An 18,678-nucleotide genomic window follows, 5' to 3' on the forward strand; every position below is an offset into this window, starting at 1 on the left:
CTGGCGACGGCCGGTCGCCGCAACGTCGGCGTCGGCGTCGCACCGGTGGCGGGCGAAAATCGGCGGCCGCGCCGGTGGTGGCGATGGTTGGATGCTGCCCATGCGGCTTCCCTCCGGCTGGTCGGCGCGCCGGCCGGTCCTCGACGACGTACCGGCGATCCTCGCCGTGGTGCACGCCAGCGACATCGCGGCACTCGGTCACCCCGATTTCAGCGCCGACGACGTCCGGGAGGCGCTCACCGCGCCCGGGCTGGACCCGACCCGCGACTCCTGGCTGGCGGTGGCTCCGGACGGCGAGGTGGTCGCCTGGTCGTACCTGGAGGACTCCACCGGGGGACCACGGGAGAGCGTCACCGTCTACGTGCACCCGGTGCGGGGCGTCGCCGCCGAGCGGCCGCTGCTGGCCGGTCAACTCGCCCGGTCCGCGCAGCGCGCGGCGGAGTTCGGGTACGACCGGATGACGGTGCGGGCGATGGCCATCCCGACCGAGCTGCGGTGGATCGGCACGCTCCGCGACGCCGGGTTCGGCTTTGTCAAACGGTACGCCCGGATGCGCCGGCCGCTCGCCGGGCTGACCGCCGTGCCGCCACCCCCGCCGGCGGGTGTCACCATCCGCCCGGTCGACGCCTCGGACGAGGCCGAACTGCGGATCTTCCACCGGATCCTGGACACCGCGTTCCGGGACACCGGCGACCACCAGCCGACCAGCTACCAGCAGTGGCGAAGCCAGGTCGCCGCACTGCCGAGCGTCTCCTGGGACGAGTGGCTGCTGGCCACCGTGGACGGGGAACCGGCGGGGGCGCTGCGCTCCGCCGACCAGAACCTCGACCAGAACGAGGGCTGGGTGAAACAGCTCGCCGTGCTGCGGCCCCACCGTCGGCGGGGAGTCGGCGCCGCCCTGCTCGGCCACGCGTTCGCCCGCTACGCCGGCAAGGGACGCGAGTACGCGGGCCTCGGAGTGGATCTCAGCAACCCGAACCAGCCGGTCCGGCTCTACCGGTCCGTCGGCCTCACCACCCGCTACGAGGTGGACACCTTCGAACGGACCGTCGAGGCGGGCCCGGGGGACGCCGGAGCGCTGCCGGCCCCGGTTTCAGGCGTCGACCAGGTCGTCGGCGAGGGCGAGCCGGTCCAGTGACAGGAAGCGGTAGTCGTACCAGTCGATCTGGATCACGCCCTCGGCGGCGTAACAGCCGATCAGCCGGCCGGTGAAACCACCGGCGACCTCGGTGGAGAGATAACGACCGTCGAGTTCGGCGAGGGCCACGAAGCCGCCGTCGGGCGTCTCGAAGCCGAGCCGTACCACGTCCGGTTCCTGCCGCGGGTGGTCCATGCCGGGGCCCGACGCCCACGTCTCGACGCAGAGCACCACCGGGCCGGAGACCGGCTGGCTGGCGAGCCGCTGGGCGAGTGGACCGATCCGGGCCCGTACGCACACCTCGCCGCCGCCCACCTCGACCGCGTAGTGGTGCTGCTCGTCGAGCCGTACGGCCAGTCCGCCCCGGCCCCGCCCGGCGTCGACCAGGGCGCGTACCCGGACGTCGTGCTGTTCCTGCCGGCGCCCGACGAAGGTGGCACTCGGATCGTCGAGGGAACCGCCCCGGGCCCGCAGGGTCAGCCAACCGGGCCGCTCGACCAGGGAGACGTCCTCCGGCCGTCGGGACCGGATGGAGATCCACCGTGGGTGCAGCGCGACCGCGTCGAAGTCGTCCCGGGCCGGCGCGGCGGCCACCGGCGCGGGAGTCAGGTCCGGGGCCCGCATCACCGAATCGACCGGGCCGACCACCGGCCAGCCGTCGGACCAGGTCACCGGGGCGAGGAAGGTCTCCCGCCCGAGTACGTGCCAGCCGGGTGTGCCGCCCCGCGGGCGTACCCCGAGGAACACCAGCCACCATGAGCCGTCCCCGGCCTGGACCAGGTCGCCGTGTCCGGTGTTCTGGATCGGGTGGTCGGTGCTGCGGTGGCTGAGGATCGGGTTGGCCGGGCAGGCCTCGAACGGTCCGTCCGGGGCGGGGCCCCGGGCGACGGAGATGCCGTGGCCGCGTGCGGTGCCACCCTCGGCGATCAGCAGATACCAGGTGTCGCCGATCCGGTAGAGATGTGGCGCCTCCGGCAGCTGGGCGCCGGGGGAGCCGGACCAGATCCGTTTCGGTCGGCTCAGCACCGCTCCGGACACCGGATCGATCCTGCGCTGGTCGACGCCGGCGGTGGTGCACCAGCAGTTCCCGTCGTCGTCCCAGGCCAGGTCCGGATCGATGCCGGTGACGTCCGGCAGCGGCACCGGTTCCGACCAGGGCCCGGCCGGGTCCTCCGCGCTGACCAGCAGGGTCCCGCCGCGCGGGATGTTCGAGGTGATCAGCCAGAACCGGCCGTCGTGGTGCCGCAGGGTCGGTGCGTAGATGCCGCCGGACGACGGTGTGCCGGGCGAGAGCGTGAGTTGGCTGGGCCGGTCGAGCACGTTGCCGAGCTGGTTCCAGGAGACCAGGTCCCGGCTGTGGAAGATCGGCACCGCCGGGAAGTACTCGAAGCTGGAGCAGGCCAGGTAGTAGTCGTCGCCGACCCGGCAGACGCTCGGATCCGGGTGGCAGCCGGGGATGACCGGATTGGCGAAGGTTCGCATGGGTCGTCGGTGGCCCGGGTGGGCTACCGGTCGCCGGTCGTTCGGAGTGCGGGGGTGCCGGTCCGGCCGCCGGGGCGTGGTGCCGGGTGCTCGGCCGGAGCGGCGCGGAGGGTCGTCCTCGTGGCAGTACGGGTCACCGTCATTACCGATCCCTCCGGCGAAAACTTTCCGGAATAATTCCGTAACTGGATCGGAACGTTATGGCCCGTTGTGCGGACAGTCAACCCCGGAAGCTGGGGCAAAATACGGAGAACGCGCGGTGGGGACGCCGGTTCACCCTCGAAAGTGTTTCGGTCGTAGGCTGGAGCCTCAACGAAGGAGCTGCCCCGTGACGGTCGACGAAGGACGAAGGATCACCATCACCGCCATCGCCCAGGAGGCGGGGGTATCGGTGCCGACGGTCTCCCGGGTGCTCAACGGCCGCAACGACGTTGCCCCGCAGACCCGGGAGCGGGTGGAGGAGCTGCTGCGCCGGCACGGCTACCGGCGCCGGGCGACCCGACCGCGGGCCGGGGCCAGCCTCGTCGACCTGATCTTCAACGACCTGGACAGCCCGTGGGCGGTCGAGATCATCCGTGGTGTGGAGGACGTGGCACACGCCTCGGGGGTCGGCACCGTCGTCTCGGCGATCCACCGGCGCTCCACCTCCACCCGGCAGTGGCTGCAGAACCTGCGTACCCGGGCGACCGACGGGGTGATCCTGGTGGCCAGCGACCTCGCCCCGCCGGTGCACGCCGAACTGCGTCGGCTGAACGTGCCGATGGTGCTGGTCGACCCGGCGGGGGTGCCGAGCCTCGACATCCCGACCATCGGTGCGACGAACTGGGCCGGCGGGCTGCGGGCCACCGAACACCTGCTGTCGCTCGGTCACCGGCGGATCGGGTTCATCGCCGGGCCGCCCCGGCTGCTCTGCAGCCGCGCCCGGCTCGACGGCTACCGCGCGGCGCTGGACGCCGCCGGCATCCCCCTGCGGGACGAGCTGATCCTGCCCGGCGACTTCTACCACGAGTCCGGCTTCTCCGGCGGCAGCGCGCTGCTGGACCTCGACGAACCGCCGACCGCGATCTTCGCCTCCAGCGACCAGATGGCGTTCGGGGCGTACGAGGCGGTCCGTCGCCGTGGCCTGCGCGTCCCGGACGACGTCAGTGTGGTCGGCTTCGACGACCTTCCGGAAGCGCGTTGGGCGTCGCCGCCACTCACCACAGTGCGCCAGCCCCTCGCCGAGATGGGCATCCTGGCCGCCCGGACGGTGCTCCGACTGGCCCAGGGGGAGCCGCTGGACACCCCGCGTGTCGAGCTCTCCACCGACCTGGTGGTCCGGGACAGCTCGGCACCCTACCCGCGTCGCTGACCCGCCCCCGCAGCGCTGCTCGCTCCGTACCCGCGGCGGATTACCGGGAGTCTTCCGGTAGACCGTCGGCCCGGGCGGGCACCCGCCCGGCACCGGCCGAACAGCCTCGGACCGGATGTCCGGCCTCCACGGCGGCCCCGCGACGAGGGCCGATCGTCGCCGCAGGCTCCCGGCAGAGCGGCGGCCTGCCACGCGGCACTGCGGTGGATCCCGGCAGAGCGGCGGCCTGCCACGCGGCACAGCGGTGGATCCCGGCAGAGGGGCGGCCTGCCACGCGGAACAGCGGTGTCGCACAGTCTCGGCGTTGCCTGCTGACTCGCCGCCGATCCGGCCCGATCGGTGGAGCGCACCGGTTTGCCGGGTTAGAGGTGATCGGGCACCGGGTACCCGGTAGCGACGCCCTGCCGCACGTCGGGGCGCTGGACGGCGAGGGAGCACCGATGAGACTCGACGATGACGACATCCGGAGCACCGGCGGTGGTGGCGGCGAGGGTCCCGCCGACGGTGGTGCCAACCCGTTGGGCCAGGACGGTGGCGCGGACGGCAGTGCCGAGGGGCCGGCCGACGCGGGTGCGACCGCGGGCCAGCACGACGGTGGCGCGGACGGCAGTGCCGAGGGGCCGGCTGACGGTGGTGCCACCCCCGGCCAGCACGACGGTGGCGCGGACGGCAGTGCCGAGGGGCCGGCCGACGCCGGTGCGACCCCGGGTCAGCAGGACGGCGGCGCCGACAGCGCCGCCCGCTAGGCCCCGGCCGGCACGATGGTCGACGACGGAACGGTGGGTGTGGCGGCCGACCAGGTGGACGCGCCGGATGCTCCGGGGCGCGCGTCAGGTGACGGTGGACACCCGGCGCGCGCCACCCCGTCCACCGCCCGGACGCCACCGGCGCTGAGCCGGTGCGTGGCGGTCGAACCGGCGAAGTTCGCCGCCGCCTACTGGGGGCGGGCGCCGTTGCTCTCCCGGGCCGCCGAACTGCCGAACCCGGTGGGCTTCACCGACCTGCTCAGCCCCGCCGACGCCGACGAACTGCTCAGCCGGCGCGGTCTGCGCGCGCCCTTCCTCCGGGTGGCCAGGAACGGCGAGGTGCTGCCGACCGGGCGGTACACCGGCGGCGGCGGGGCGGGAGCGGAGATCACCGACCAGGTACTCGACGAACGGGTCCTCGCCCTCTACGCCGACGGTGCCACCCTCGTGCTCCAGGGACTGCACCGTACGTGGCCGCCGCTGATCGACCTGACCCGGGAACTGAGCCTGACCCTGGGGCAGCCGCTGCAGGTCAACGCCTACCTCACCCCGCCCGACAACCAGGGGTTCGCCACCCACTACGACACCCACGACGTTTTTGTCCTGCAGGTCGACGGGCACAAACACTGGCGGATCCACGAGCCGGTGCTGCCCGACCCGCTGGAGCGCCAGCCGTGGGGCGGGCGGGCCGACGAGGTGTCCGCGATCGCCGACGGGCCGCCCGCGCTGGACGTGGTGCTGGGGCCCGGGGACGCGCTCTACCTGCCCCGGGGCTGGCTGCACAGCGCCCAGGCCCGCGACGAGGCGAGCCTGCACCTCACCGTCGGGGTCCGGGCGTTGACCCGGTACTCGGTCGTCGAGGCGCTGCTCGAGCTGGCCGCCGAGGACCGCCGGCTGCGGGCCGGGCTGCCCTTCGGAATGGACGTCGCCGATGTCGACCAGCTCGAACCGGAACTGACCGAGACCGTCGAGGCACTGCGGGACTGGCTGCTCCAGGCCGATCCGGCGGCCGTCGCCGACCGGTTGCGGAACCGGGTCTGGCCGGCGGCCCGGCCGGCGCCGATCCGACCGCTCGCCCAGGCCGCCACGATCGCCCGGCTCGACGTCGACACCCGGCTGGCCCCCCGGGCCGGACTCCGTTGGCAGCTGCGGCCCGAGCCCGCCACCGACGGCGCCCCGGCCCGGGTGAGCCTGCTCCTGTTCGACCGCACCCTCAGCTTCCCGGCGCAGTGCGCCCGCGCCGTCCGGGCGTTCCTCTCCGGCGGCGTGACCCGGGTCGGCGACCTGCCAGGACTGGACGACGACGCGGACCGGATCGTGCTGGCCCGGCGGCTGTTGCGCGAGGCGGTGGCCGTCGAGGTGTAAGGAAGGGCCCCCTGTTATCGCTTTTGGTTGTACAAGGGGCCCTTCCTAACACCTGGGGCCGGGGTCACCGGAGCAGTCCGAAGAGCGCGGCCGTGGTGACCAGCCCGGCGACCACCACCACCAGCCCGGCCCGGAGGTCGAGTCCGGCGTGCCGGCGCTCGGCGAGCACCTTGGCCGGCAGCAGCCCGACGACCGGGCCCAGCAGGGCGACCAGGAGCCCCAGGACCGGCATCGCGACCGCCAGGTCACCGCCGTACCGGATGCCGACGGCCCGGGCCGCCAGGCCGAGGGCGTACGCGGCGGCCGCGCCGAGGATCCCGAACAGGGCCAGCAGTGGCCGGGTCGTGCCCGGCAGCTCACCCGGCGTACGGGCCCGTTCCAGCAGCTCACGGGCGCCGTCGAGCAGTGCCTCGGTGTCACCGACCGCCCCGGCCCGGGGCAGTGGGGGCTCGCCGAGTCGCCGGTTCGCCGCGCCCAGGTGCCCGCGCAGCGTGGTCCAGAGGTGCAGCACCTCCGCCTCGGTGGCGTCGACCTCCTCCTGGGCCGCCGACACCTCCGCCTCGGCCTGCCGTACCGCCTGCTCCGCGTCCCGTACCGCGCGTTCGGCGGCGACGCACTGGCGGGCGTACCAGGCGTCCGCCTCGGCCCGTTCGGCGTCGGCCCGGCCGGTCACCTCGGCCAGCTGCCGGATCGCCCGGGCGTACGACTCGACGGGTTCCGGCTGGCCGCTCATCGGGACGGCCCGTAAGGAATGATCACCTGGCCGGTACGGTGCACCGCCCGGTCGAAGAACAGGCCACGCCAGGGTCGGGGGTACCAGTCGGGTCCGCTGCCCGCCGCCGGATACAGGGCGGTGGTGAGTTCCGCCCCCTGCACGTCCAGCGCGACCCAGGCACCGATCTGGTCGGTACGGGACGCCGGCCCGCCGAGGTCCGCCCGCAGCCGGGCCACCCCCCGCCACCAGGCGAGCGTGTGGGTACGCCGCTCCGGGCCGTTGTGCAGGATGTGCCGTAGGTGTTCCAGCCCGGTCCGCCCGCCGACGGTGACTCCCAGTTGTCCGGCCGCCGCGTCGACCGCGTAGAGGAGCAGGTAGTGCGGCTCGCCAGGGGCGCTGCCCCGGCCCAGCCCGTTCGCCGTCTCGGCCATCAGTTCCGCGATGTCCTCCTCGTCGTACCAGGCGGCGTCGTCGCCGAGGGCGTCGTAGAGCGACCGCGCCGCGGTGTCGGCGTCCGGGTCCAGGCAGGCGATCGAGAACCGGGCGGTGCCGGGCCGGTGCTGGCGGCGCAGCGACCGGGCGGCGGCCTCCAGGACCGCGCAGGCCTCGTCCACGCCGGTGCCGAGCACCGCCAGGTTCCGACCCGGTGCCCGGGGCAGCCGCATCCCGGCCGACCGCGCCTGTACGTCGATGATCTCGCCGAGCAGGGCGACCGGCCCCCGGGTACCGCCCGCGACCCGTTCGGCGCTCCCGTCGGTGGGCTGCTCCGGACCACCACCGGACCGCCCGGACGCTCCCGGCGGGCGTAACGCGACGAAGTCGGGTGCCTCGTCCAGCCGGGGGATCGCGTCGCCGTCGAAGAGCCGGGCCGGGGCGGCGTCCGGTGGCCGCATCCGCCACAACCGGTGCTGCAGGTCGCTCCAGGTACCCCAGTCGCTGGCGGCCGGAATCCGGGCCGTCTGGTTGCCCTCCGGCATGCCGGATTCGGCGTTGACCACGGCGTGGTGTCGAGGCAGGGTCTGTGCGGCGTCGTTGCGTTCGGCCAGGATCCGCAGCGCCTTGGGCAGCGCGATCCGGAGGGTGAACTGGGCGACCAGGGCCGGCCGGCCCCAGAGCGCCTCGATGCCCCGGACGTCCTGCGAGGCGAGCACCAGGTGGATGCCCTGGGACCGGCCGCGCCGGGCCAGGTCCTCCAGCAGGTCGGCGGCCTCCCGGGCGACCGCGTCCCGGCCGGCGAGCAGCATCTGGAACTCGTCGACCACGGCGACGATCCGGGGCCAGCGCCCCTGCGGGTCGACGGTCCGCAGTTCGGAGAGCTTGGTGACCTCGTGCCGTTTGGCGGCGTCGGCCCGGCGGCGCAGTTCCTCGGCGAGGAAGCGCAGCAGGGCGAGTCCGAACTCGCGGTCGGTGTTGACGTTGATGCCCACCAGCCGCATGTGTGGCAGCCAGCTCGGGTCCCGCCGGCCCTGTGCGAACCGGGCGAACGACACCCCCTCCTTGAAGTCGAGCAGATAGAACTCCAGCTCGGCGGGGGAGTAGCGGGCCGCGAGCGCGCCGATCCAGGCGAAGATCAGGTTGGTCTTGCCGGTTCCGGACGGGCCGCCGATCAGGGCGTGCGGTGGATAGTCCCCGAGGGTCAGCAGCACCGGTCGGCCCTGCGGGCCGTCACCGATCGGCGCGGTCAGCCCGTGCGCCGAGTCCTCCCGCCACATCTCGTCCACCGGCGGCAGCAGGTCGGTGAAGGGGGTCGGCGGGGGACCCGCGTTGACCCGGGTGGCGATCTCCCGGCTGGTCTCGGTGACCAGGGTGGCCGGCGGCGGCGGGTCGAGGCGTACCGACAGGTCGGGACAGGAGTCCAGCCGGGCCTCGGCACCGGTCACCACCACCCGGCAGACGGTGGGGTCGGGGGGCAGCTCGATGCCCCGCACCACCAGGTGCACGCCGCACGCCGCGCCGGTCCGGACCACCCGGTCCAGTTGTCCCCGTTCGTGCCGGGACAGTTCCTCGCCGCCGAGCAGCACCGCCACCCGCCACGGTTCGGGGCGCCGACCGGTCGCCGCGGCCAGCTCCCGCAGCGAGCGGTACTCGCCGGCCAGGACGGTCTCGTTGATCCGACGGATCTGGTCGACGAGGTCGTCGAGGAGCCGGGCCAGGCCACCGGGGCCGACGAAGGTCAGCAGGCCGGCGGTGGAGAGCGGGGCGAAGCCGGCGAGACCGCCACCCAGGTGTTCCGGGTCGTAGCCGATCAACCGGACCGCCCCCGGGTCGGCCCGGCCGAGGGAGCGCAGCAGCAGGGTGGCGACGACGTCGTCGCAGCCGGTCCGGTCCGCGCCGGACAGGTGTACGTGGCCGACGTCGAGCAGTGGCACCAGGGCCGGGACCGTCGGGCTGTCGGGCAGGCGTACCGTGCCGATCCGGAGTGGGCCGGGCGGCTCGCCACGGTTCACCGGGGTCGGTCGCCACCCGGGCCAGTCCGTGCCGGCGGCGCCCGGCGCCTCCCGGGCCGCTGCCGCGCTGGCCTGGCCCGCGAGGCGGTCGATCTGGGCGGCGTACCGGTCGGTGAGGTCGGCGATCCGGCGGTCCCGTTCCGCGCCGACCCGACCGGGCACCCTCGCCGCCGCCTCCCGGGTACGCCGTAGCCGCTGCGCGGCGGCGTCGAGTTCGGCGCGCGCCGTGCCGAGCCGGGTCCTGGACGAGCCCAGGGCGTGCGACAACATGGCGCGGACCCGGGTGACGAGCTGGGTCCGTAGGTCAGGCATGGGTGTCCCGGGGGGCGCGGGCGGTGACCGGGCGTTGGTCGACGCCGAGCCGCTGCATGAGCAGTCCGGTGACGATGCCGGCGGCGACCGCCGGATCGGCGGGATGCGGCTGCTCCACCGGAGTCTTCGGCGGCGGCATCCGGCAGATCCGGCTGAGCAGCGAGTCCAGTACCGCAGGGGGCAGGTTGGGCAGCAGGTCGGTCACCCGGCCGCCGACCTCCCGACGCAGCCGGGGCAGGTCGGCGGCCCGGGGCGGGTGACCGAGCAGCGTGGTGGCCAGGTCCCGGAGCACCGGCGGCGCGACCGAGGCGAGGCCGAGTCCGATGTTGGCCTCGACCGCCCGCAGCTCGGTCTGCAACCGGCCCCGGTCGCCGGAGCGGACGCCGGTGGTCACCCGGCGCAACAACTCCTCCGCGTCGGTGATCTCGCGGTCCGGTTCGACCGCCGGGGCGTCCCGGCCGTCGAAGAGTTCGGCGCCCCGGACCGCCCCCCCCGGCCGGGGGGGGCGGGGGGGGGGGGGGGGGGGCCCGCCCGCGGGCGGGGCGCCCCCCGGGCCGGGTCGCTGCCCGGCGGGACCCGGCGGCCGGGCGGCCGGGGTGCCGTCCCGGCCGAGGCCGATCGCCGCCAGGTAGGTGGCGAGTTGGTCCTGGGCCAGCCGGATGGCGTGGCCGGCCGTTTCGGCGTGCTCGGTGGCGGCGGCGAGTTCCGGTACGCCGAGCGGGTCGACGGACTCCTGCCGCACCCAGCGCAGCCGTTCGGAGGCGAGCTTGAGGCGGTCGAGCGCCTCCACCACCAGTCCGATCGGCAGGTCGTCGGAGGCGGCCCGGACCTGGGCGCCGAGTTCCTCGATGATGGACATCCGGATCAGAGCGTCGAGACGTAGAGCTGGGCCTGTTCCACCGCGGCGAGTGTCGCGGCGAGACATTCCTCCAGCTCCTGGGCGGCCTGGGAGAGCGACGCCTGGGCGGCGTCGACGGTGCTGTGTCCGCTGCCCTCCAGGGCGCCGGCCAGGGTCTGCTGCGCCTCGGCGAGTTTCTCGCTCGCGGCCTGGACCGCGGCCTGACCGTCGCCGATCTGTTGGAGCGCGGCATCGATGGCTGCCTTGAGCTCGGCGACGCTCGCCACGACGAAACCTCCTGGGGGCGGGGAGGGCTCTTATTAGAGCTTATCCCCAGGACCGGTTGGCGGCCGCATGGGCGTTTGCTGCCCGGCTGTCCGGTCCGGTGACGCAGGCCAAGATCAGACGCAGCTCAGGCTAGCTGCTACTTTCTGTGATCACATGACTACTTAGTCGGATCTCCGACAGTTCGCTGGTCGGAGTGTCAGGCCTCGGCCGGCGGCAACCACCGCGGCCCGCGTACGTCCACACCGAGTGCGGTCACCCGGGACCGCAGCTCCCGGTCCGCGGTGACCACCACACACCTGCGGCCGCCGGCCTCCGCGCCGACCAGGGTCACGATGGCGTCGTCACCGGACCCGTCGGCGGCGACCACCCGGACGTCGTCGCTGGCCGGCACCCGCCGGGCGACACCCTCCACCACCAGCACCACCTCCACCGGAGCGGCCAGTCCCGGCAGCCCCTTGCGGCGTACCGGAGCCAGCCGGTCACGCAGCCCGGCGGTCGCCGCGGCCCGGTCGCGCCACCAGCCGTCCGGAGTTGATCCCACGACGTTGGCAGCGTCCACGACCAGCAGCGACTCGGGTGTCATCGGCCCAGCCTGCCATCCGCCGACGGCACCGTACAGCGGCCCTACCGGCGCACGTCAGGCGACTGTTAGGTCGCGTTTGTCGGACCTCCCGCCGGGTAGGCCAGTGTCCGCGCCCGCGAGGGACGCGCCCGTGAGGGGGACGAGAGATGACTCAGGGACCCGGCGACTTCGGTGCCGACCCGTGGGACGAGTTCCTGGCCCGGTACTTCGGGCGGGGGGAGAACCGCCGACAGGGGCAGCGGGTGGACATCACCCGGCTGATGACCGCCGACGCCCGGGAGATGCTCGCCGACGCGGCCCGGCGGGCGGCACAGGCCGACAGCAGCGACCTGGACACCGACCACCTGCTCTGGGCGGCCCTGCAGCGGGAACCGCTGCGTGACCTGCTCAGTCGGGCCGGTGCGGACCCGGAGGCGCTGCTCGGTGCGCTGGGCGGCGAACAACGGGTGGAACGCCCGGCCCGGCACGGCCAGGTTCCCTCGAACATGTCGCTCACCCCCGCCGCGAAGCGGGCACTGCTCGACGCCCACCAGCTCTCCCGGGCGATGGGCGCCTCGTACATCGGGCCCGAACACATCCTGATGGCCCTGCCACTGAACCCGGAGTCCCCGGCCGGCCGGATGCTCGCCGCCGGCCGGATCCAGCCGCAGTCGCTGCAGGCGGCCAGCGCCAGCGGGGGCGGCAACGGCGGTACCCCGAACCGGGGCACCCCCACCCTCGACCAGTACGGCCAGGACCTCACCGACCTCGCCCGGGCGAACGAGGTCGACCCGGTGATCGGCCGGGCCGACGAGATCGAGCAGGCGGTGGAGATCCTGTCCCGTCGTACCAAGAACAACCCGGTCCTGATCGGCGAAGCCGGGGTGGGCAAGACCGCGATCGTCGAGGGCCTCGCCGAACGGATCGCCGACGGCGACGTGCCGCAGACACTGATCGGCAAGCGGGTGGTGCAGCTGGACCTCGCCGGGCTGGTCGCCGGCACCCGTTACCGTGGCGACTTCGAGGAACGGCTGAAGAAGGTCATCGACGAGATCCGGGCACACGGTGACGACCTGATCGTCTTCCTCGACGAGCTGCACACCCTGGTCGGCGCCGGCGGCTCCGGCGCCGAGGGCGGGATGGACGCCAGCAACATGCTCAAGCCGGCACTGGCCCGCGGCGACATGCGGGTGATCGGCGCGACCACCCTCAACGAGTACCGGCGCCACATCGAGAAGGACGCCGCGCTGGCCCGCCGGTTCCAGCCGGTGCTGGTACCGGAGCCCACCATCGACGACACCGTCGAGATCCTGCGCGGGCTGCGGGACCGCTACGAAGCCCACCACCAGGTCCGGTTCACCGACGAGGCACTCGTCGCGGCGGCCGAGCTCTCCGACCGGTACGTCACCGACCGGTTCCTGCCCGACAAGGCGATCGACCTGCTCGACCAGGCCGGTGCCCGGGTACGGCTGCGCACCCGCACCCCGGCCGGCGACGTACGGGAACTGGAGCGGGAACTGGAGGAGGTCAAGCGGGACAAGGACCAGGCCGTCGCCGACGAGCAGTACGAACGCGCCTCCGAGTTGCGTGACCGCTGCCAGGAGTTGAAGGAGCGGCTGGAGGCGGCCCGGGGCAACGGCGACCGGTCGAGCGTGCCCGAGGTGGGTCCGCAGGACATCGCCGAGGTGGTCTCCCGGGCGACCGGAATCCCGGTCAGCCAGCTCACCGAGGAGGAGCGGGACCGGCTGCTGCGTCTGGAGGGGCACCTGCACGAGCGGGTGGTGGGTCAGGACGACGCGGTGAGCGCGGTCGCCGAGGCGGTCCGCCGGTCCCGGACCGGACTGGCCGACCCGGACCGGCCGATGGGCAGCTTCCTGTTCCTCGGCCCGACCGGGGTCGGCAAGACCGAGCTGGCCCGGGCCCTGGCCGAGGCGCTCTTCGGCGAGCAGGACCGGATGATCCGGCTGGACATGAGCGAGTTCCAGGAACGGCACACGGTGAGCCGGCTGGTCGGCGCCCCGCCCGGCTACGTCGGGTACGAGGAGGCGGGTCAGTTGACCGAGGCGGTCCGCCGCCGGCCGTACGCGGTGGTGCTGCTCGACGAGATCGAGAAGGCCCACCCGGACGTCTTCAACATCCTGCTGCAGGTGCTCGACGACGGCCGGCTCACCGACAGCCAGGGCCGCACGGTGAACTTCCGCAACACCGTACTGATCATGACCAGCAACCTGGGCTCGGAGCTGATCACCGGTACCCAGCGCAGCGTCGGGTTCGGTGGCGGCGCCGGCGGCGGTGAGGACCAGGAGAACACCGAGCTGCGGGACCGGTTGATGCGCCGCCTCCAGGAGCAGTTCCGGCCGGAGTTCCTCAACCGGATCGACGAGGTGATCATTTTCCGACGGCTGGAGAGCGAGCAGCTGCGCCAGATCACCGAACTGCTGCTGGACGAGACCCGACGGCGACTGCATGCCCAGGACATCGTCGTCGACTTCACCACCGAGGGCGTGGACTGGATCGCGGAGCACGGCTACGAGCCCCAGTTCGGTGCCCGGCCACTGCGCCGGACTATCCAGCGGGAGGTCGACAACCGGCTCTCCCGGATGCTGCTCGACGGCACGCTCGTGCCCGGGCAGCGGATCACCGTCAGCGCCCGCGACGACCAGCTGACCTTCGAGGTGTCCGAGGGGCAGCGGTCCGGTGGGCGCAGCCCGGCGGCCCTCTCCAAGGGTCGTTGAGTCTCGGTGCGCCATCCCCGTGGGTACGTGGGTCGGGAGGCACCGGACGTGTCCTCCCGGTGACGTGGGTCCGGGGCACGGGGGCACCCCCGGCTGCCTGCCGAAGTCGAGTGGAGGAGATCAGCGTGAGCCAGCCCGAGGAGAACCGCGAGAAGAGCCCGAAGACCGACGCCGTGCTGCGACCGCCGAACCCCGGATCCGAGCGGCCTCGCCCGCAACCGCCCCGGGGGGCGCGGACCAGGACGGAGGAGGAACCGGTACCGCCGGCGGCCGAGGCGACGGAGGAGGCGTGAGATGGCGCGACAGCAGCGGGTGGAGCCGGAGGTGGAGCAGTTGTGGAGTGACTTCCACAGCTGCGTCAACGTCACCTCGGAGCAGTTGCGGAGCTGGCTGCTCACCCAGGGCTCCGGCGAGGAGGCGTTCACGGCCGACCCCGATCTCGGCCTGCCCGAACCGGGCCGGCACATCCTCGCCGTACTGCGCAAGCGCAAGGTCGACCTGACCGACGAGGACATCAAGACGATGCGGGAGACGGTGGCGGAGATCCGCGATCTGCTCGACACCCGACCCGCCGCCGGAGTCACCGACGAGGAGTGGCGCCGGGCGCTCCTGGACCTCGGTCACGACCCGCTGATCGAGCGGTAGGTCTGCCCCGGTTGAGCCATGGCTGGTCGGGCTGGTCGGACGTCCGGTGCCGTTCCCGGCCGGCCTCGGCTGTTCGCGCCCGGCGGTGGCGACACAGCTGACCGCCGTGGCCGTTCCCGCCCGGCCTCGGCTGTTCCTGGCCGGCCGCCGGTTGGTGCCGGCTGGCCCCGACGGGTGTCCGGCGGCCCCGCCCCAATCACTGCCCGCTGATGGTGGGGACGTTCAGGCCGGCGGCGTCGGCGGCGTCGGTCCGTTCGACCCGGATCGCCTCCTCCCGGGCCAGCAGCGCGGCGTACTCGGCGATGTCCTCGGGGCTGGGCAGCTCCGGGACCCGGCGCAGGAAGGCTTCCACGTCCCGCGAGGCGGCGGTGTGGGCGGCGGCGATCCGGCGGGCGGTCTCCCGGTCGTCCTCGGGCGGCAGTAGGTCGGTCATGTCGGTACCCGTACCCGCTGTCGGCCGGTTCGCACCGCTGACGGCCAGATCGTCGGTGGTGCCCACGGAGCCTCCCGCTCGACCCCGGCCGGCGGCGGCACCGGTCGCCGCCGGCCCGGCCGGCACATGAGCTCACCTGCGCGCACCGGTCGTGCCCGGTGGCACGGCAGCGGGCCGGTCCCGGTGCCCGTGTTCGTCCCTGTGCCCGTGCACCGCCCGGCCCGGAACCGGACGGTGCACGGTGGTCGATGCCCCGCCGACCGGGGGTCGGGCCCTGACCGGCGTGCCGAAGCCGCTACCGGCCTCGCGGACCCGGATCGGGCGGGGCATCGTCAAGGTAGCCGCCCGGGATCGAGCGGGGCAGATACCGACTGACTCATACCGTTCGCCCGGGAGTCCGGACTGGGGCTAGCATCCTGCGATCCGGCGCGTTCCCCCGCGCGTCGATCGAGATCCGCCGTAGGAGCCGTGCGTGCCCGTCCCTCGAACCGGTCACCGACCGGCGATTCTGCTCGCCTACGCCGCGTTCGTGTTCGTCGGCGTCAGCGCGGGGGTCGGCGGCGTCCTGCTGCCGGCCCAGATCCTCGACTACGGCGTGGACAAGGCGGCGATCGGGACCACCTTCTTCACCTTCTCCGCCGGGTTCCTGTTGGCGGGCGTCACCACCGGCAGGCTGATCCACCGTACCGGGTTCCGGGCGGCGCTCGTCGTCGGTGCGGGCGCCTTCGTCGTGGCCGGCCTCTACACGGCGGTACGACCGCCGTTCCTGGCGTTCGTGGCCGTTCAGGTACTGGCCGGGTACGGCATCGGCGTGCTGGAGTCGGTCCTCAACGCCTACCTCAGCGAGTTGCCGGGAGCGGCGACGCTGCTCAACCGCCTGCACGCGTTCTTCGGGGTGGGCGCGCTGGCCGGTCCGGTGCTGGCGGCGTGGATGCTGAGCACGCTGCCCTGGACGGCGGTCTGGTTGGTGCTCGCCCTGGTCTGCCTGCCGCTGGTCGCCGGGTTCCTGGCCGTCTACCCGGCCCGGTCGGCGTCGGCCGGGGCGGAGCCCGGGACCGGCGCGGCCATGGCCGACACCGCAACGGCCGGCGGGACCGGCGGCGGCCTGCTCGGCGCGGCCCTGCGGCAGCCGGCGGTGCTGTTCGGCGCGCTCTTCCTCACCGTCTACGTCGGCCTCGAGGTGAGCGTCGGCAACTGGGCCTTCAGCTTCCTGGTGGACGGGCACCAGCAGACGGCGGTGCTCGCCGGATACACGGTCAGCGGTTACTGGCTCGGGCTGACGGCGGGCCGGTTTGTCATCAGCCCGGTCGCCACCCGGCTCGGGCTGACCCCGGCCGGCACCGTACTCGGCTGCCTCGCCGGGGTCGCGGTGAGCGCTCTGCTGGTCTGGCTGGCGCCGACCGCCGCGCTGGCCAGCGTCGGGCTGGTCCTGCTGGGCTTTTTCCTCGGCCCGGCCTTCCCGACCGCGATGGCCCTGGTGCCGCGACTGACCTCGGCCCGACTGGTGCCCACGGCGATCGGGGTGATGAACGGCGTCTCGGTGATCGGCGGCGCGGCGCTGCCCTGGCTCGCCGGGGTGCTCGCCCAGCACGCCGGAGTATGGACACTCCTGCCGTTTGTGCTGGTCCTGGCACTGGTCCAGCTACTGATCTGGTGGCCACTGACCCGTCGGACCACCGCCGCCTGAGCGCCGTACCGTCGCCGGCTGACGATCCACGGCTTGGCTGACGATGCACGCCCGGACGGTGGGCCGGGTCAGGCGGCGGCCAGGTCCTGCGGGCCGAAGGTCGGGTTGCGCGCCAGCCAGGCGAGGTAGTTCGGGTTGCGGGACAACGAGTCGGTGTAGGCGGAGATGGCGTGCCCGAGCACCCGGTCGGCGACCGCGGCGGCCGGCGCGTCCGGGTGCCAGCCGAGCAGCAGCCGCCAGCGCAACGGGGTGTTGGCCAGTGGACGGGTCACCAGTCCGGAGACCGGTCGGAACGTCGCCTGGGCCAGTGCGACGGCCTCACCCGCCTCGACCAGGTCGATGCAGCTGCGGATGTCGGTCTCGTAGATCTTGCGCGGGGTGAATCCGGCCCGGGCGCAGGCCGCGACGAAACAGCTCTCGAAGCATCCGTCGCCGGGCGCCGCGGCCCAGCGTTGCTCGCTCAACGCGGCCAGGTGCACCTCGTCCTCGGCGGCCAGCGGATGCGCCTCGGGCAGCAGTACGAACACCGCGTCCATCGCCACCGCCCGCCAGGTCAGCCCGAACTCGGCGGACGGGGTCGCGTCGCCGCAGACCCCGGAGAGCACGTAGTCGAGCCGGCCACCGAGCACCATCTGGGCCAGCTCGTCGACCGACCAGGACGCGTGGGTGCTGATCTGCGCGTGCGGTTGGTCGGCGGCGAGCCGGTGCACCAGCCCACCGAGGATCGGGCTGTTCACCCCACCGAACCGGAACCGGGTCATCGTCGTACCGGTGCCGGCGAGCCGGGCGGCCTCGTCCTGCAACCCCTTCATCGCCGGTAGCAGCACCCGTGCCCGGGCCAGCACCAGCTCACCCAGCGCGGTGGGTCGGGCGCCCCGCCGGTCCCGCTCGAAGAGCGGGCCGCCGAGTGTGCGCTCGATGCGCTGGAGCTGTGCGGTGAGCGCGGGCTGCGCCAGTCCCAGGGTCGAGGCGGCCTTGGTCACGCTGCCCGTCTCCGCGATCGCGCAGACCACCTTGAGGTGCCGCAGCTCCAGGTTCATAGCGTGACGGTAGGACCAGGACGGGATTCTCGGGAAGACCTTTGGACAGTGAAAGATCCCCCAAAGGAAATGCAAACTACGCCCGAACGGACACCTAAATCTGACGAGCGGCCCAGAGCAGCCCTCGTTCGGTGATCATCCGGATCGGCGGAAGCGTCAGATCGTCGAGTTTGTGGCCGACGGTCGAGACGAAGACCCGCCCGGCGCCCCACTCCCGGGTCCAGACCGCGGGCAGCGTGACCGGTCGCCGCCACGGGGCGTCCGCACCGTCCGGCCCGGTCGCCGTACCCGGTTCCGGTCCCGGCTCGAACGTCACCGTGGCCAGTACGTCGTTGAGCGGGTCGGTGAGCACCCAGTACTTCTCGGTGTGCAGGGCGACCGTACCGACGCCCCGGACGACGGGATGGTCGGCCCGGGACGGCAGCACGGTCAGTTCGTGGTCGACGAACCCGGGCGGGTGGTGGACGAATACCCCGCCGGTGAGCTGCTGGTAGGCGTTGTGGTGGAAGGCGCCGACGATGCCGCCGTGCCAGCCGGCGAAGCCGGTCCCGGCGCGTACCGCCGCGATCAGCCCGGCCGCCTGTTCGTCGGTGACGGTCCCGATCGACCAGCACTGCACCACCAGGTCGGCGTCGGCCATCCGGTCGGAGTCGGTGTAGACCGCCAGGTCGTCGTGGACCTCGACGGCGAACCCCCGCTCGCGCAGGAACGGTATGAACAACTCCGTCGCCGCCACCGGTACGTGGCCGTCCCAGCCACCCCGCACCACCAACGCGTTGCGCACCGTCACCGTCCGTCCACTCTCGCTCCGGTCGCCGTCGGACCGCCGATCGCGATCGGCCCCGCCCGGTCTCCCGGGCGGGGCCTCCGAGGGATCATGACATCCCGAAACCG

General features: G+C 73.5%; 17 protein-coding genes. 8 read left to right on the top strand and 9 right to left on the bottom strand.

The genetic code is table 11. The features are described 5' to 3' along the window. Positions 1 to 100 precede the first annotated feature (100 nt). Positions 101 to 1,138 (top strand): GNAT family N-acetyltransferase, encoded by a 1,038-nt coding sequence (locus tag V1633_RS15430; RefSeq protein ID WP_331214996.1) that lies wholly within the window; start codon positions 101 to 103, stop codon positions 1,136 to 1,138. Here V1633_RS15430 and V1633_RS15435 read toward each other — a convergent pair. Further along, positions 1,094 to 2,620 (bottom strand): glycoside hydrolase family 43 protein, encoded by a 1,527-nt coding sequence (locus V1633_RS15435; RefSeq protein ID WP_331214997.1) that lies wholly within the window; start codon positions 2,618 to 2,620, stop codon positions 1,094 to 1,096. The genes V1633_RS15430 and V1633_RS15435 overlap by 45 nt on opposite strands. A 328-nt stretch (positions 2,621 to 2,948) precedes the next feature. Here V1633_RS15435 and V1633_RS15440 point away from each other — a divergent pair, with 328 nt between their 5' ends. The 3 genes from V1633_RS15440 (at position 2,949) to V1633_RS15450 (ending at position 6,082) form a co-directional block, all read left to right on the top strand. Further along, complete coding sequence (locus V1633_RS15440; RefSeq protein ID WP_331214998.1) at positions 2,949 to 3,971, top strand: LacI family DNA-binding transcriptional regulator; 1,023 nt, start codon at positions 2,949 to 2,951, stop codon at positions 3,969 to 3,971. 440 nt (positions 3,972 to 4,411) lie between these two features. Continuing rightward, a complete protein-coding gene (locus V1633_RS15445; protein ID WP_331214999.1) occupies positions 4,412 to 4,717 on the top strand; it encodes a hypothetical protein in 306 nt (101 codons plus the stop codon). Between the two features lie 54 nt (positions 4,718 to 4,771). Further along, positions 4,772 to 6,082 carry a cupin domain-containing protein gene (locus tag V1633_RS15450; protein ID WP_407952028.1) on the top strand — a complete coding sequence of 437 codons (1,311 nt, stop codon included), beginning with the start codon at positions 4,772 to 4,774 and terminating at the stop codon, positions 6,080 to 6,082. A 64-nt stretch (positions 6,083 to 6,146) separates the two neighbouring features. On the opposite strand, the gene V1633_RS15455 is transcribed toward V1633_RS15450, so the two are convergent. The 5 genes from V1633_RS15455 to V1633_RS15475 all read right to left on the bottom strand — a co-directional run bounded on the left by V1633_RS15455 (position 6,147) and on the right by V1633_RS15475 (position 11,265). Beyond that, positions 6,147 to 6,815, bottom strand: coding sequence for a hypothetical protein (locus tag V1633_RS15455; protein ID WP_331215001.1), 669 nt, complete (start codon positions 6,813 to 6,815; stop codon positions 6,147 to 6,149). Beyond that, the gene (locus V1633_RS15460) at positions 6,812 to 9,556 is read right to left on the bottom strand and encodes an FtsK/SpoIIIE domain-containing protein (protein WP_331215002.1); all 2,745 of its coding nucleotides are present in this window, start codon (positions 9,554 to 9,556) and stop codon (positions 6,812 to 6,814) included. The genes V1633_RS15455 and V1633_RS15460 overlap by 4 nt, the downstream gene beginning before the upstream one ends. Next, positions 9,549 to 10,415: a hypothetical protein gene (locus tag V1633_RS15465; protein WP_331215003.1), complete on the bottom strand. Its 867-nt coding sequence runs from the start codon at positions 10,413 to 10,415 to the stop codon at positions 9,549 to 9,551. The genes V1633_RS15460 and V1633_RS15465 overlap by 8 nt, the downstream gene beginning before the upstream one ends. Before the next feature lie 5 nt (positions 10,416 to 10,420). After that, positions 10,421 to 10,681: a hypothetical protein gene (locus V1633_RS15470; protein WP_331215004.1), complete on the bottom strand. Its 261-nt coding sequence runs from the start codon at positions 10,679 to 10,681 to the stop codon at positions 10,421 to 10,423. 197 nt (positions 10,682 to 10,878) lie between these two features. After that, positions 10,879 to 11,265 (bottom strand): PIN domain-containing protein, encoded by a 387-nt coding sequence (locus tag V1633_RS15475; RefSeq protein ID WP_331215005.1) that lies wholly within the window; start codon positions 11,263 to 11,265, stop codon positions 10,879 to 10,881. 146 nt (positions 11,266 to 11,411) lie between these two features. Between V1633_RS15475 and V1633_RS15480 the strand changes: the two genes are divergently transcribed. From V1633_RS15480 to V1633_RS15490, 3 genes are all read left to right on the top strand, one after another. After that, entirely contained in the window at positions 11,412 to 13,979 is a 2,568-nt protein-coding gene (locus V1633_RS15480) for an ATP-dependent Clp protease ATP-binding subunit (RefSeq protein ID WP_331215006.1), read from the top strand. 125 nt (positions 13,980 to 14,104) lie between these two features. Beyond that, positions 14,105 to 14,272 (top strand): hypothetical protein, encoded by a 168-nt coding sequence (locus tag V1633_RS15485; protein ID WP_331215007.1) that lies wholly within the window; start codon positions 14,105 to 14,107, stop codon positions 14,270 to 14,272. A gap of 1 nt (position 14,273) precedes the next feature. Then, entirely contained in the window at positions 14,274 to 14,624 is a 351-nt protein-coding gene (locus V1633_RS15490) for a DUF3140 domain-containing protein (RefSeq protein ID WP_331215008.1), read from the top strand. A 196-nt stretch (positions 14,625 to 14,820) separates the two neighbouring features. Here V1633_RS15490 and V1633_RS15495 read toward each other — a convergent pair whose 3' ends face one another. Next, complete coding sequence (locus V1633_RS15495) at positions 14,821 to 15,057, bottom strand: hypothetical protein (protein ID WP_331215009.1); 237 nt, start codon at positions 15,055 to 15,057, stop codon at positions 14,821 to 14,823. A 472-nt stretch (positions 15,058 to 15,529) separates the two neighbouring features. Here V1633_RS15495 and V1633_RS15500 point away from each other — a divergent pair, with 472 nt between their 5' ends. Continuing rightward, on the top strand, positions 15,530 to 16,744 hold the full coding sequence (locus tag V1633_RS15500) for an MFS transporter (RefSeq protein ID WP_331215010.1): 1,215 nt from the start codon (positions 15,530 to 15,532) through the stop codon (positions 16,742 to 16,744). 68 nt (positions 16,745 to 16,812) lie between these two features. Here the strand turns inward: V1633_RS15500 and V1633_RS15505 are convergent, their stop codons facing one another. Together V1633_RS15505 and V1633_RS15510 are read right to left on the bottom strand one after the other, a co-directional pair. Next, on the bottom strand, positions 16,813 to 17,784 hold the full coding sequence (locus tag V1633_RS15505) for a LysR family transcriptional regulator (RefSeq protein WP_331215011.1): 972 nt from the start codon (positions 17,782 to 17,784) through the stop codon (positions 16,813 to 16,815). Positions 17,785 to 17,878: 94 nt separating this feature from the next. After that, on the bottom strand, positions 17,879 to 18,574 hold the full coding sequence (locus V1633_RS15510; RefSeq protein WP_331215012.1) for a ThuA domain-containing protein: 696 nt from the start codon (positions 18,572 to 18,574) through the stop codon (positions 17,879 to 17,881). Positions 18,575 to 18,678 lie beyond the last annotated feature (104 nt).

The sequence above is a fragment of the Plantactinospora sonchi genome (assembly GCF_036422035.1).
Classification (GTDB): domain Bacteria; phylum Actinomycetota; class Actinomycetes; order Mycobacteriales; family Micromonosporaceae; genus Plantactinospora; species Plantactinospora sonchi.

Excerpts from the sequence above, each read along its gene's own strand:
- V1633_RS15430 (WP_331214996.1), top strand. The coding sequence starts at position 101 with ATGCGGCTTCCCTCCGGCTGGTCGGCGCGCCGGCCGGTCCTCGACGAC.
- V1633_RS15435 (WP_331214997.1), bottom strand. The coding sequence starts at position 2,620 with ATGCGAACCTTCGCCAATCCGGTCATCCCCGGCTGCCACCCGGATCCG.
- V1633_RS15445 (WP_331214999.1), top strand. The coding sequence starts at position 4,412 with ATGAGACTCGACGATGACGACATCCGGAGCACCGGCGGTGGTGGCGGC.
- V1633_RS15455 (WP_331215001.1), bottom strand. The coding sequence starts at position 6,815 with ATGAGCGGCCAGCCGGAACCCGTCGAGTCGTACGCCCGGGCGATCCGG.
- V1633_RS15460 (WP_331215002.1), bottom strand. The coding sequence starts at position 9,556 with ATGCCTGACCTACGGACCCAGCTCGTCACCCGGGTCCGCGCCATGTTG.
- V1633_RS15465 (WP_331215003.1), bottom strand. The coding sequence starts at position 10,415 with ATGTCCATCATCGAGGAACTCGGCGCCCAGGTCCGGGCCGCCTCCGAC.
- V1633_RS15475 (WP_331215005.1), bottom strand. The coding sequence starts at position 11,265 with ATGACACCCGAGTCGCTGCTGGTCGTGGACGCTGCCAACGTCGTGGGA.
- V1633_RS15480 (WP_331215006.1), top strand. The coding sequence starts at position 11,412 with ATGACTCAGGGACCCGGCGACTTCGGTGCCGACCCGTGGGACGAGTTC.
- V1633_RS15490 (WP_331215008.1), top strand. The coding sequence starts at position 14,274 with ATGGCGCGACAGCAGCGGGTGGAGCCGGAGGTGGAGCAGTTGTGGAGT.
- V1633_RS15495 (WP_331215009.1), bottom strand. The coding sequence starts at position 15,057 with ATGACCGACCTACTGCCGCCCGAGGACGACCGGGAGACCGCCCGCCGG.
- V1633_RS15505 (WP_331215011.1), bottom strand. The coding sequence starts at position 17,784 with ATGAACCTGGAGCTGCGGCACCTCAAGGTGGTCTGCGCGATCGCGGAG.